The 13,886-nt window shown below is 58.3% G+C and carries 8 protein-coding genes; 1 reads left to right on the top strand and 7 read right to left on the bottom strand.

The genetic code is table 11. The features are described from left to right. Positions 1-18: 18 nt before the first annotated feature. The 4 genes from K3G63_RS00680 to K3G63_RS00695 all read right to left on the bottom strand — a co-directional run bounded on the left by K3G63_RS00680 (position 19) and on the right by K3G63_RS00695 (position 7,181). The gene (locus K3G63_RS00680; protein ID WP_220612179.1) at positions 19-2,412 is read right to left on the bottom strand and encodes a hypothetical protein; all 2,394 of its coding nucleotides are present in this window, start codon (positions 2,410-2,412) and stop codon (positions 19-21) included. A gap of 100 nt (positions 2,413-2,512) precedes the next feature. After that, positions 2,513-3,667 (bottom strand): DUF4249 domain-containing protein, encoded by a 1,155-nt coding sequence (locus K3G63_RS00685; RefSeq protein WP_220612180.1) that lies wholly within the window; start codon positions 3,665-3,667, stop codon positions 2,513-2,515. Between the two features lies 1 nt (position 3,668). Next, entirely contained in the window at positions 3,669-6,443 is a 2,775-nt protein-coding gene (locus K3G63_RS00690) for a TonB-dependent receptor (RefSeq protein WP_220612181.1), read from the bottom strand. An 18-nt stretch (positions 6,444-6,461) separates the two neighbouring features. Next, on the bottom strand, positions 6,462-7,181 hold the full coding sequence (locus tag K3G63_RS00695; protein ID WP_220612182.1) for a hypothetical protein: 720 nt from the start codon (positions 7,179-7,181) through the stop codon (positions 6,462-6,464). Between the two features lie 247 nt (positions 7,182-7,428). On the opposite strand from K3G63_RS00695, the gene K3G63_RS00700 reads away from it, so the two are divergent. Then, entirely contained in the window at positions 7,429-9,360 is a 1,932-nt protein-coding gene (locus tag K3G63_RS00700) for an ABC-F family ATP-binding cassette domain-containing protein (protein WP_220612183.1), read from the top strand. 95 nt (positions 9,361-9,455) lie between these two features. Here the strand turns inward: K3G63_RS00700 and K3G63_RS00705 are convergent, their stop codons facing one another. From K3G63_RS00705 to K3G63_RS00715, 3 genes are read right to left on the bottom strand one after another with little or no spacing between them, the layout of a single operon-like run. Continuing rightward, complete coding sequence (locus tag K3G63_RS00705) at positions 9,456-11,279, bottom strand: cytochrome-c peroxidase (RefSeq protein WP_220612184.1); 1,824 nt, start codon at positions 11,277-11,279, stop codon at positions 9,456-9,458. Beyond that, a complete protein-coding gene (locus K3G63_RS00710) occupies positions 11,276-12,169 on the bottom strand; it encodes a leucine-rich repeat domain-containing protein (protein WP_220612185.1) in 894 nt (297 codons plus the stop codon). The genes K3G63_RS00705 and K3G63_RS00710 overlap by 4 nt, the downstream gene beginning before the upstream one ends. 29 nt (positions 12,170-12,198) lie before the next feature. Continuing rightward, entirely contained in the window at positions 12,199-13,878 is a 1,680-nt protein-coding gene (locus tag K3G63_RS00715; RefSeq protein ID WP_220612186.1) for an alkaline phosphatase PhoX, read from the bottom strand. Between the last annotated feature and the right edge of the window lie 8 nt (positions 13,879-13,886).

Consider the following 13,886-nt stretch of genomic DNA (forward strand, 5'->3'; position numbering starts at 1 on the left):
CTGCGAGTACGAGACAGGCTACTGGGCCGGCAGTACATCAAAGGTGAAAGAACTGCTGCCCGCTGTTCCGTCCGAAGCCAAACCATGAGCCTCTACGCGGTAGCGGCCAGTTTGATCAGAAGTGTAAAACTCCAACTGCGCTTGGCCGGTGGCGTCGATACGGACCGTGGGTTGCCAGTGCAGCAGTTGCCGCAGGTCAGCCAAGGGGCTTTGTTTTTCCTGGGGCAAATCGTAGCGGGGCGCATAAAATTCTCGCTCCCACTGCAACGTTTCATACTCCTGTAACAGCGTTTGGGCTGGCAGCTGCAGCCCATCGAGGTTGCCCCGGTAAGTAGTAAGGCTGACCAGGCCTTTCGCCAGCAACGGCCCCAGGGCGTAGCGGCTGGTTACCACATCCAACCGCTGAACTTTAAGCGGATCAAGGGCCATTACCTGATTCATGTTGAATACAGGCACTCCATCCAGCAGCACCAGCGGATTTTCGTTGAAAACGGTGCCATTCACTTTATCCAGCACCCTCAGGTGAAAGCCATCTTTGCGGCCGCGTACCTGCACGCCCGGTACATATTCGCGCAGCACTTCTTCCATGGTCGGAAACCGGGTATAGGAGTCTAGCAGATACCGCTCATTGGGCTGCCCATAAAATGCTACGCTATCGGCGGAGGTAGGGCGGGCGGCGAGCCGACCTTCCGTCAGGGGCTGAAAGTAGGCCTGCCGGACCTGCGCTTGGATGTAGCGCCGGGTTAGGGAAGGGAGCAGGGCTGCCGCCAGCGGGGAAAGCGGGGAAGGGTGGGCAGCAGCAGCAGGGGCAAATGCCGGGAGCAGTTCTACCTGGTATAGGCTGTCGGTCTGGGTATTGGTTTGCAGCACTATATCCTTGGGGCCGTAGTGCGCTGGCACCTCAAATTCCACTGAGCCGTCGGCCGCGCTTTGGTCCACGTACAGCCGAATCTGCCGCCCCGGCACCGATAGATAAGTTATGATGCCCGGCGCCGCGGCCCCGGTCAGGCGGTGGGTTACCCGCCCCCGTACCAAGAGCCCGTTTGTTTCGGCCGCGTAGGCCGGGCCGAGTGGCGTGCCCGTCAGCACATCAGTCCATCGAAAGCGACTCCAGCCGTGGGTGAGCATCAGATTATCCGCCGCCGCGGCCGCCGCAGGGCTGTTGCCTAAGTAGTAGGCGGGCTGCTCCACGGTGCCCTTCAGGTCTGAGGTGAGCCAGAATACGCTGTTGATATCCGGGCCAACGGACGCACTCAAGGAATCGAGCCGGTACACTGCCACCGATGCCTGAACTGGGGCGGTCCGCTGCCCGGAAGCAGTAGTGCTGAGGTGAAGGGTTACTTTCTGGCGGGTGCCATACCGAGGTTGGCTGGTCCGGGCTACTAGGCCAAGGTGACGGGCCGGAGGGCGAAAGTATAGCCGCTCTGCTACCGGCTGCCGCCGCTGATTAAACACCGTAAAGTGCGTAATGCCCTCGGGTAGCATCGGCTTTGGTATCGTGAAGACCGCTTGGCCGTGGAGCAGAGACGTTGTCGTAAACACGAAAGGGTGCTGCCGGGCGTGGCCTAGCAGCGTTACGGGTACCGTATCGGTATCGGGGCCCTTGGCTGTCACCGTAATGGTAAGCGCAGTAGCACTGGTATCTGCTAGGTGCAAGGAGTAGCCCGCGGATAAAGCTGCCGGCAGCTGCCGGGTAAGGCTGAGACCGGTAGGCAGGGTAATAACTGCAGAATACGGCCCGGCCCCTACCGCCGGCAGCATGGTGAAGCTTCCGATACCGCAGCGCAACGTACTGAGCGACCCCACCGGGTGGCCCTGCTGGTCTAGTACCACGCCCTTGGCGTCCAGGCCCCGGCCGGTGGGGTCAGTTACCATAAAGCCAACTGTGCTGCGTACACCTTGCACTAAGCTGCCGCCTTCCGGGAAGAATTGTACGTCATAGCGGTCTGGACCAGCAGCTGAGGCCGCCGAAACAGGGAGCCGGCTGGGAGTAATAACAGTGACGGGCTGCTGAAAATAGAAGGCGGGCCCGGCGTTTCGCATCCAGTTGGTGTAGGCCCGCACTGTGTAAGTGCCCGAAGCCAGGGTCCTGGGTAGCAGAACTGACCCCTGGCCCGCGCCATGGTGCAAGGCAACTTTGACCTGAGCCACCGGCTGGTGACGCTCATTCAGCAGCTCCACGTAGGCTACCTTGCTTAGGGCCGCTGGAGTGTGGCGAGTGCCTTCCACCGCGTACACCTTGAACCACAGCGTTTCGCCGCTCAGATAAGTAGGCTGATCGAGGTGGAGAAAAAGCTTTTCGGTAACGTTCTGCCGGGCATATGCCTTTAGTTGCTCTGGAAGTGGCAGAGGCGCCGCCTGACCCAACGAGCGGGAGGGGGCTGCTACGCTTACCCCATAAATCAACAGCATACTAAGCCGCAACGCGTAGCGCTGAGCTGCACAGCTACACGCCCGTATTGCCGCGGAGAAACACCTGATTTTCATAACGCAAACACACAAATAGCGGCTACTACCGCCAGAAAGGCGGCCGAATATTAGTACCGCGCAGGCGGCAATCCACGCAGTCGATGGTGAAATAGGTGAAGGATACCGTGTCCTGCCGTCCGTTTACCTGGGGTTCCAGAGGAATGTATAATGGCGGCTTGGCGTCGAGAAGTGATATTCTGTCTGGCAGCAGTGTGTCGGGCTCGAAGCCGCACCCCTCGTAGCCAGAGCTTGGGCGCCAGGTAGTAGGCAACTCGTCGTAGCGAATAAAAATCCTTTTCTCTTCCACCGAGTGCGCTCCGATAAACCCAATTACTACTTCCTCGGGGCTGTTCACGCAATGGATATTACCCGTAAGCTGGCTGGGGAGCGGATCATACAGGCTTCCTATGTTTTCAGTGTTCTTGCGCAGTAGGTCGAGGTAGTCGTATTCCTCCTGCGTTAGGGCCTGCTGCTTTACTAGTAGACTGTACTTGCGGCGAAGCTTGGGCGAAGAGGCCGGAACGCTTAGCAAAGGATAGTCGGCAATAATATCCTGGCTAAGGCGGACAGAGTTGCCCAGCTTAATGGCCGTCGACTTTTCGGATTGCCAGCACTGGTAAATATCCTGGGTACGTGGTGCAAATTTACCGCCTCCTTTGTATTCTATGTAGGAGCGAAAGGCAGATGTAAACTCCCAGGTTTCCTCGTACTGCCAACGGTAGTAGCGAGTTTGGCTTCGGTCGTCGTGGGTCGAAACGCTGAGTTGCACACCTTCCGTTGTAGTGGCCCAGGCTACGGAATCTACCGGCGGCGTACTTTTCACGGGGGTGTAATCCGAGGTATACTCCCGGCCCGCCGCGGTGTACAAGTGAAGCCGGTAGTTGCGGCCGGGCAGTAGTGTAAGAGCCGCGGACGAGTACGTGCCAGGCTCGCCCTCTACCAAAGGGTAGCGTGTGTTCTGCTCATCCTCCACGTATACTTTAGCCCTTTGCTCGGCCGGTACGGTGGCGGCCTGCCCTAGGCTGATGGCCCGGGAAAGCGTAATGGTTGTGCTACCCTTGCTGTTAATGAACCCACTTACCACCAGGTACGCCGGGGGCGTAGTGCTGATATCTGGTTCAAAGGTATCAATACAGCCTGCCAGTGCCAGCAGGCTACTTAGTCCTCCCGCCCGCAGAAGTCGGAGTGCACGTTTCATCCTAAAACTTGAAGTTATAAGTGACGGAAGGAATAGGGCTACCGAAAATCGACAGCTTATACCCCCTGATCTGCCCGTTTTCCACTTTGTAGTAAACCGAGTACGGGTTGCGGCGGCCCGTGAGGTTGTATACCGCAATGCTCCAGGAGCTGTGGGCAAGTTTTTTCGCTTTGTGCCCGCCTTCGATGTTCATGGCAAAATCGGCCCGGTAATAGTCGGGTACGCGGTAGGCGTTGCGCTCCGAGTAATACACGCGCATGGCGCCATCGGTGAAGTAGCGGGCCAGCGGCAGCGTGATGGGGCGGCCCGTGCTGTAGGTTATGTTCAGCGAGGTGCTGAAGCGGTGGCTAAACCGGTAGTTCCCAATCAGGGTCGCGTCGTGGGGCTTGTCGAAGTTGCTGGGGTAGTAACGGCCGTTGTTGATTTGCTGGCTGGGCGTACCCGTGTTCACCCGGACCAGCGAGCGGGAATAGGTATAGCTCACCCACCCGTTCAGCTTACCGGTGGTTTTCTTGAGCATTACCTCCACGCCGTAGGCCTTTCCGTAGGCGTTGATAATATCCGTTTCGATGTGGCGGTTCAGCAGCAGCACGGCCCCGCCCTTGTAATCCACAAAGTCCCGCATCGATTTGTAGTACACCTCCACCGACGACTCAATTGTATTGTTCTTCAGGTTACGGTAGTACCCCAGAGCGTATTGGTCGCCCACCTGAGGGCGTACGTTCGGGTCGCTCAGCTTCCAGATGTCCGTGGGCGATATGGCCGTGGTGTTGGACAGCATATGGATGTACTGACGCGTGCGGTTGTAGCTGGCCTTTACCGAGGCGCGGTCGGTGAGGGCGTACTTAAGGGTGGCCCGGTACTCGGGGCCGTGGTAGGTAGCGGCCACTTGCCCGGCGCGGTAGCTGAGCGTGTCGGTGACCGTGCCCTCGGTTTTAGGCTGGCCCGGCTGGTATTGGTTTATCGTGCGCGGCCCCAGGCTGTAGTAAAGCGAGTAGCGCAGCCCTACCGACAACGAGAGGCGGGCGGTTATGTCGTAGCGGTCGGCAAGGTAAAGCGCACTTTCCAGCCCTTGCTCCCGGCTCAGTACTTCCGGCTTGATCAACGACTCCGGGCCCACCGGCCGCAAACTGCCCGGCTGAATGTTATATAAGGAAGAATTGACGCCAAATTCCAGCGTGTGCTTATTGCTGCGGAAGTAAGAAAAGTCGGCGTTTAGGGTCGCCTGGTTGATATCGTAAGCTAGCTGGGCAGCATTAACCGGGTTTTTAGTGTTTGTGATGTTGTACTGGTAGCGGCTAACTGCCCCGGTAACCACCGAGTATAGGTTGTTGCTGAAAATGTGCTTCCACTTCAGGGAGGCGTTCAGGTTCTGGTACTGATACACGGTATCCGCCGACAAGCGGAATTTGTCGCGACTGAGGTAGCCGGTGGCATACACGCTGTTATGCGGGGTGACGTCGGCGCTCAGGTGCGCATTCAGGTCGTAAAACGAGGCCGAGCTTTCCCGAAAGCCTTTGTTGGGTATGCGTTGCAGAAGCCAGTCGGAGTAGGAGCTGCGCCCGGCCACCAGAAAGGAAGCCTTGTCTTTCAGAATAGGCCCTTCTACGCTAAGCCGGCTGGTCAGCAGTCCAATGCCCCCCGAGCCGGAGAATTTCTTCTTGTTGCCGTCGCGGGTGGTAATGTCCAGCACCGACGACAAGCGCCCGCCGTACTTGGCCGGAATGGCGCTTTTATACAGCTCTACCGACTTGATAACGTCGGGGTTGAACGCCGAGAAGAAGCCAAATAGGTGGGAGGGGTTATACACCGTGGCGTCATTAAAGAGAATCAGATTCTGGTCTGTCCCACCCCCGCGCACGTTCAGGCCCGTACTACCCTCACCCACCGATTTCACGCCCGGCAGCGTGAGCACCACCCGCAACACGTCCGTCTCGCCGAAAGCCGTCGGAATCTGGCGCATTGTGCGGATATCAAGCCTTTCCAGGCCCATCTGCATGCCGGCCACATTGCGGTCCTTGCCGGCCGAAATCACCACTTCCCGCAGCGAGGTTACGCCTTCTTCTACCTCTATTTCCAGTTGCCCGCTGCTGTGCAGCAACACGTGGCGCTTGGCTGTTTTGATACCCACGCCCCGTATGCCCAGCGTATGTTGCCCACTGGGTAGGGTTAGGGAGTAGTAGCCAAATTGGTCGGTGGCCGTTCCCACGGATAGGGCATCCACGAATACGGTAGCCCCCGGCACCGGCTCGCCCGATGCAAGATTCCGAACGTGGCCCGCCAGGGTAAGCCGGGTGGCCGCCGGGGCGCCCCGCTCGCCGATTTCCTGCCGCTTCAGCACCGATTGGCCAGCGGCCCCAGGTTTGCCCGTCCCAACCAGCTTAGTGCTACTAGGCGCGCTGATGGTGGCATCGGCGAGGGGAGCGGCGCTGGCTCCGAAGGGTAGTTGAGTTTGAATAGGCTGATTTTTAGTTAAATACACCCGGCGTTCAGGATCAATAGCAAACCGGATGCGAGTAGGTGCCAGGGCTCGCCGTAGCACCGTGTCCAGGGGTTGTTGCGTAGCCGCTACGGTAACCACCACGCTATCGGCGTCGGCGGGATTATAGAAAAACGAGTAGGTAGTTTGCCGCGCTAGCTCCTGAATAAAAGCAGGCAGGGGTACTTGCTTAAGCGTAACATCCACCGTAGGCGTAGCTACCTGCTGCGCATTGGCGGCCCTAGAAAATGTAAATAGAAAGAATAGGAGGTAGGCGCTGCGGTACAACTGTTTCATGCTCGCGTAGGCAAGGGCTTAGTGAATAAGGGTGAGATAGTAGCGGGCTAACTCTATAGTATCCTGTTCGCGGCTGGCTCTGGTGAATTTTAGCTTATGTGTTGCAGCGTATTTATGTAATGCAGATTTGTGCTGCTTGAACGAAGCAGTAAAAGATCTTTCACCTGTTATTTCGTGGTAAGAGTGACCGTCGTACAGGTACAAGCTACTTACAGAATCGAACGTCTTGATTACTGCCCGTTGGTGGTGGGTTTCGCGCAGATGCTTGCTTCTCTTAGCCACTATTGTGAGCTGATTGCGAAGTAAGATTTCATAAAAACCCGCCTGTAAAGCAGAGCTTTGGCTAGAATCATGTGTAATTCGAATAAATGGATGATTTGCAATTGTGAAACTGTCTATCTTCTCATTAATCAATTTTATTTTTAGCGAGGAAGTGGGATGCGTAATAACTACTTGGTCGTGGTAAATATCGTACTGCAGCGGCACCTGCGAGTAAGTGCCGTCATTGTACCGGATGCTTCCGATCTGCTCCTGGTTGCTTAGAAAAAAGGGATGCCCTTGCATGCTGGCAGCAAGCATATTCGCATACTCAGGGCCGTTATAAAGTTGAGAGTTTACTCGCCTTATAGCGGTTAAATGGTCGTTTGTAGTTGAGTCAGAAGACGCATTCTGGCTGAAGCAGACTCTGGCCCCGAGCAAGCTACACAGTATTGCCAGACGCAATATGATATTTTTCATCCTACGGCGGAGATAAAAAAGTAATTCGGAGTAAGTTATGCCAATGCAGCCTATAGATGGGTAGTTGCACGAGTTGAAAGTTGCATCATGACGGCGGAGCTATTACCGCTGTTCATTTAGCGGAGAACGTTGCGCCTTGCTGAATTTTACTGCTGAGGTAAAAGGTAACAGCCTCGGCATGATCAGTTCGCACACCATCGTGGCGCTCAAACCCGTACCTTTGCAGCTTCAACGCCCGCAAAGTAGGATGATTTCCATTACCGACCTCGACTTTCATTTCGGCTCCCGTACCCTTTACGACAAGGCCAACCTACATATCAAGCCCAAGGATAAGATCGGCCTCATTGGGCTGAACGGTCGGGGCAAGTCCACGTTGCTGCGCATTCTGGTGGGCGAGTACAAGCCTGATGGCGGCAGCATCTCCATGAGCAAAGATGTAAGTCTGGGCTTCCTGAACCAGGATTTGCTCAGCTACGACTCCCACGAGTCCATCCTGGTAGTGGCCATGCAGGCTTTTTCGGAAGCGCTGGAGATTCAGAAGAAGATTGACGAGGTGCTGCTGGAGTTCGAAACCAACTACACCGACGACCTGGTAGAAAAGCTGGCCAACCTGCAGGAGCGCTTCGAGGCGCTGGGCGGCTACACCATGCAGGCCCGCGCCGAAGAAATTCTGGAAGGCCTCGGTTTTACTACCGAGGAGCTGCAGCGCCCCCTCAAGCTGTTCTCGGGGGGCTGGCGCATGCGCGTGATGCTGGCCAAAATCCTGCTTCAGCAGCCTTCCCTGCTCCTCCTCGACGAACCAACCAACCACTTGGACTTGCCCTCCATTAAGTGGATTGAAAACTACCTCGCTGGCTACGAAGGCGCCGTTATCATCGTCTCGCACGACCGGGAGTTCCTGGACCGCACCACCAATACCACGGTGGAAGTGACGGGCGGCAAGCTGGTGCCCTACGCCGGCAACTACTCGTTCTACCTCGAAGAAAAGGAGGAACGCAACGCCATCCAGAAAGGCGCTTTTGAAAACCAGCAGGCCCAGATTCGGCAGGCCGAGCGCTTTATTGAGCGGTTCAAGGCCAAGGCCTCGAAGGCCAAGCAGGCCCAGAGCCGCGTGAAGATGCTCGACAAGTTGGAGCGCATCGACGACGTAGCCCAGGACGATGCCCGCGTGAACATCAAGTTCAACTTCACCGTTACGCCCGGCCGCCACATCCTGCGCATGGAGCACGTGGGCAAGAAGTACGGCGAGAAGCTCATCTTCCGCGACACCCACGTGCACATTGAGCGTGGCGACAAAATTGCCCTGATTGGAGCCAACGGTAAGGGTAAATCCACGCTGATGCGCCTGGTAGCCGGCACCGAAGCGCCTACCACCGGCAACCACCAGCTCGGCCACAACGTGATTATGGCCTTCTACGCCCAGCACCAGCTCGAAAGCCTGAACGTGGACAACGAGATTCTGCAGGAAATGGTAGAGGCCGGCTCCAAGCGCAATGAAATGGAGCTGCGCACCGTGCTGGGGTCCTTCCTGTTCACGGGCGACGATGTGTACAAGAAAATCAAGGTGCTATCCGGGGGCGAAAAGAGCCGCGTGGCCCTGGCCAAAACCCTGATTTCGGAAGCCAACTTCCTGCTCCTCGACGAACCGACCAACCACTTGGACATGCAGTCGGTGAACATCCTGATTCAGGCTCTGGACCAGTACGAAGGTACCTACATCGTGATTAGCCACGACCGGTACTTCGTGGAGAACGTGGCCAACAAAATCTGGTACATCGAGGACTACCAGCTGAAGGAGTACCCTGGCACCTACAACGAGTACGAGCAGTGGCAGGAAGATCGGGAAAAGGCTGCCAAGAAGGCGGGCCTGGCCTCGCCAACTACCCCCAAGCCCGCCCCGAAAGAGGAGAAAAAGCCGCTTTCTAACGCGGAGCGCGATGCCAACCAGCAGGAGTTGCGCAAAGCCAGCAAGGAACTCAAGGAAATTGAGGCCCGTGTTACTACCCTGGAGCAGGAGCTGGCCGTGTACGAAAAGCAACTGGCCGACCCCAACATTTACAACAACGCCGCCCAGCTGAAAGACGCCACGGTGAAGTTTGAGCAGGTGAAAAAGGAACTCAACCGCGTAAACGACCAGTGGGAAAAGCTGGCCGAGCGGGTAGAGGAACTCGAAGCGTAAGGCCCTACCCCCTGAATCACACCGAAGCCGTGGGGAAACAGTACCAACTTAATTGGCGCTGTTTCCCCACGGCTTCGGTGTGATAGGAAAGGTCGTTAGTAAATAGCCGTTGGCGTATCGCTGAGGGACTTAATAAAGGCAATAATAGCCTGCTGCTCAGCGGTGGTCAAATCCAGCTTGTCTTCGGCCAGAGTCTGGGTAGGTACGGGAAGGCCCATGCCGGCACCGCCCCCCTTGTTATAGAAATCCAGCACCTCTTCCAGCGTTTGGTACACCCCGTTGTGCATGTAGGGGGCGGTGAGAGCAGCGTTGCGCACCGTAGGCGTTTTGAAGGCGTGCTGCTGGTGGGCGATGCCATAGAGCAGAAACTTGCCCGGGTCGGCATCCAGCTTCAGCGCCGCAGCATCAGCGGTAGCCGGTACGCCCAGCACTTCACTTTCGGTTTTGTCGTAGAGGGGCGGCACGGTGCCGTTGAACAAGGGCATGTAGTGGCAGGTACCGCACTGAGCCTTCCCCATAAACAGGTTGAATCCCAGAATTTCCCGGTTGCTCAGAATGGCCGTGTCGCCGCGCAGAAACTGGTCGAAACGGCTGTTGAGGCGCACCAGGGAGCGGACGTAGGTGGCAATGGAGCGGCGAATGTTACGCTCCGTAACGGGCTGCTTCTCGGCGGTGAAGGCCTGGGCGAACAGCTTGGAGTAAGAGCCCTTGCGGCGCAATAGAGCCGGGGCCTGGCTAAGCTGTCCACCCATTTCGGCTTTGTTTGTCACGACGGCGTGCACCTGATCTTCCAGAAAATGGACCCGGCTGTCGTAGAACTGGTCGGGCTGGAGGGCGGCGTTGAGCAGGGTAGGCGTATTGCGCTCCAGCGCGGCAGAAGCCAGCAAGGAGCTATTCACGCGCAGACCATCGGTGTAGCCCCGGGCCGGAATGTGGCAGCTGGCGCAGGAGCGGCCACCGCTGCCGGACAGGGCCGACTCATAAAACAGGGCTTCGCCCAAGGCCAGTACAGCCGGCGTAGTGGGAGCAGCATCGGCGGGGGCAAAGAAGCCGGCGTCGAAAGCATCTGCCACGAAGAAGCTGGCGGCATCGGGCCGTACGGCGCGGCGCGTGGTCACGAAAGGAATATGCTGCTCTACCTGTGCCTGGCGCAGGGCGGCTAGCGCGGGGTTGAAGTAACGCACGAGAAAGTGAGCCCGGTCGAAGCTATTGAAGTCCAAACCAGGACGGGCCACAGCGGTGGCGCACCGTTCCAGCAGTTGCGGAAGGGAAGCCGGGGCGCTACACAGGGTAAGTACTTCCTTGGTAGCCCGGAGCGTTACGGCTGCTTCGGGGAGCGAGGCGTGGGCCGCCGGCGAGTCGAAGCCCGAAATGCCTTTGGCCGCCAGCCGGTACAGGTTCAGGCGTAGGGCATCGTATACCTCTTCCTGGGGGAAAAGCAGCAGGGGCGTTTGCTGCTCCAGGTAACGCATCTGATAAAGCAGATTGTCGATTTCCTGGTACACCAAATCCCGGTTGGCGTGCGTGTCGGGGGTAGCAAACAGGTACTCTTCCAGCACCTGAAAGCCGGAAGGCGGAATTACTTCGCCCGGTTCGCCTGGCTCCGTTTCGGGCAGGGCTGCCCCGTTGATGCGCTGGGCCGCGTGGGGGTAGTAGTATTCCACCGCAAACTCCAGGCACTTGTACTCCGCGCGGCAGGCGGCAAACTGCTGGCGCAGGTTGGTAATGTCGGCCGTGTAGGCAGTTTCCTGAAAGCGTTGCAGGGTAGTGTGCAACTGCTGCAAGTGAAGGGTATAGTACTCTTTCACCTTGGCGCCCGGTGGCTGGTGCAGCACAGCAAACGAGAAAAGCAGGCCTGCCAGCCCCAGGAGCAGGGTGCGCGCCCAGCGGGCCGAAAGGTGGAGTGAACGGGCGTTCATTGGAAATAGAATTTGGCTCCAGGCAGGCGGGCTTCGGCCTCGCGGCGGGCCTCCGGAGAAAAGGCGTTGTTGCGCACGATGACGGTTTTCAGCTTTTTCATCTTGCCCAGGCTCTTGGGTAGGGCCGTTAGCTGATTGTCGTTGGCAATAAGCATTTCCAGGTTCTGCAGCTTGCCCAGGCTGTTGGGCAGCGCTTTTAGCTGATTACCGGATAAAATCAGCACCTTGAGCTGCTGACACTTGCCGAGGCTTTCCGGCAAGTGTTCCAGCTGGTTGTTGGAAACGTTCAGCTCCTGCAGCCGCGTGAGTTGGCCCAGGCGGGCGGGCAGGCGCTGCAGCTTATTGTCGTTGAGGTACGCGTAGCGCAGGGCGCGCATCCCCCCGATGCCTTCGGGCAAAAATAGCAGCTGATTGTGCGAGCTGTCGAAGTGTTCCAGCCGCGTGAGCTGGCCGAGTTGCTCAGGCAGGGAGGTGAAGTTGTTCCAGGCCGTGAGCAGGAAGCGCAGGCTGTCGAGGCGGCCAATGCTGGGCGGCAGCTCCGAGAGGGAGTTCTGGTCGATTTGGAGCTGTTGGAGGTGGCGCAGGTTGCCCAGGGTAGGGGGCAAATCCAGCAAACTGTTCTTGTTCACGAAAAGCACCCGCAGACTGTCGAGCCGGGTAATTTCTTCGGGCAAGTGGCGCAGGTGGTTTTCATGGGCGTAGAGGTAGCGCAGCCGCGGCAGTTGGGCCACGCTGGCCGGCAGTTGCTCCAGGTCTTGGTCGCGCAGGTTCAGCTCGCGCACGCAGGTAGGGCGACTCAGGGCTTCCGGCAGGGCAAAGGCTACCGTTGAGGCGCACTGGGCCCAACAAATGTTGCTCTGCAGGGCAACCGCCTGCAGAGCAACACACAATCCTATCAGGAAAAAGAAGCGTACTCTCACTACTTAACGAAGGCGCGCGTGGTGGTAGTGGTGGCTGTCTTAATAACCAGGCGGTAGTAACCAGCGTGCAGCTTGCCTACGGGCACTTTCAGGGTGTTCGCGCCGGGCGTTAGGGTAGCGGGCACGCCCAGTACGCGGGCACCTACGCTGTTGAACACTTCCACAGTGGCCGATTCGCGCAGGGTGTGAGCCAGGGTGAGGGTCAGTTCCGCACCTTCCACCGGGTTCGGGTACAGCTCCACTTTGCTGAGTTCAGGCTTGCCTTTGGTTGTGGCCAGAGCCGTAGCCGTACCCAGCGTACCCTTGCGGCCAATTACGAGGGCCGTTGATTTGTTAAACACCACCGGGTTGCCAGCCGCGTCGGTGGTAGCAAGGGTGTTCTTGCTGTCGGGGCTTTGCATGGAGATGAACATGAATTTCTCGTCGGGCGAGAACGTCATGCCCGTGGGCTCGCAGCCGGCGGGCGTCACGGCGAATACCTCCACGGCCGGGTTAGCCTGGGTGTGGCAGGGGCGCACCACCCATACGTGATTACGGCCGCCGTCTTGCAGCACGTACAGGTTGCCGTGCGAGTCGAAGGTCAGGTTGTCGTTGCCGGTACCCCAGGCCTCCTGCACCGTAGTAGTGCCGTAGTTGATGGGGTAGGTGCGGTTGGTAACGCCCGGCGAGTTGCCCACGAACACCTCAAAGGCGCTAACCGTGGTGGCCGCATCGGTGAAGCGGTAGGTGGTGCCGGGACCCTTGGCTGTAAAGTAAATCTGACCGGTTACGGGGCTGATGTCAAGGTCCTCGACGCCGTTGAAGCTGGTGGCGCCCAGGGCCAGCGCCGCGGCGGCCGTGTTGCTGCACTCAGCGGGGGTAGTGTTCGGAATCTGAATCCAGGTGCCGGTGGTGGCCGTACCGATGGCGCCGTCCAGCTTCAGGGCATACAGGGTGCCGTTGGCCAGCTGGCCGGCCGTGTTGGCTACGTACTTGTACACAAAGCTCAGGGTCGAGCCTTCGTCGGCACCTTCGTACACCGTGCGGCGGTCGGGGGCTACTACCACGTTTTCGTGCTTGAAGCGGCCCATACGCCAGAGCTTATCGGGCGTGCCGTCGCCGTTCTGGTCTTTCACCGTGTGGGTAGCCGGGTCCAGCTCCACGTTCCAGCCATAGTCGAGGTAGCCGTCGTTGTTGCTGTCGGTGGGGGCGGTGGGCGTGTTCTCCTCGCAGGTAATAATGGTGCTCCACGGAGTTACGCCGCCCGAGCAGTTGTTGAAGGTGCCTACCACGGGCTGGAAGTTAACCGGGTTCTTGGCGTTTACTTTCCAGAGCTTGGTCGTGGCGTCGAAGCTGAGGTTGAGCATGCTCACGCCCGAGGTGGCGTCAGAGGAGCCTTCGTGGTTGATGGAGAGGTAGCCGTTGGCGCTGCTGCCGCTGATGGGCACGTAGCCCGTAAAGTCAAAGGCTTCTTTCAGATTGCCATCGGCGGCGGTGGAGTAGGCCTCGCCGCCCTGCACCAGCATCTGGAACGTGTGGGTAGCCGGAATGCGCAGGTCTTGCGGCTGGTTGGAAGGCTGCACCGACGTGAACCGGCTAATGTGGTCCTGGGGCAAGGTAGGGCAGGGCGTCTGGGCCAAAGCAGCGGCGCTGCCGCTCAGCAAAACGGCCGTTAGAAGGGTGGTAGAAGTAGGTTTCATAGGTAGGG

Source organism: Hymenobacter sp. HSC-4F20, from assembly GCF_019599275.1.
Classification (GTDB): domain Bacteria; phylum Bacteroidota; class Bacteroidia; order Cytophagales; family Hymenobacteraceae; genus Hymenobacter.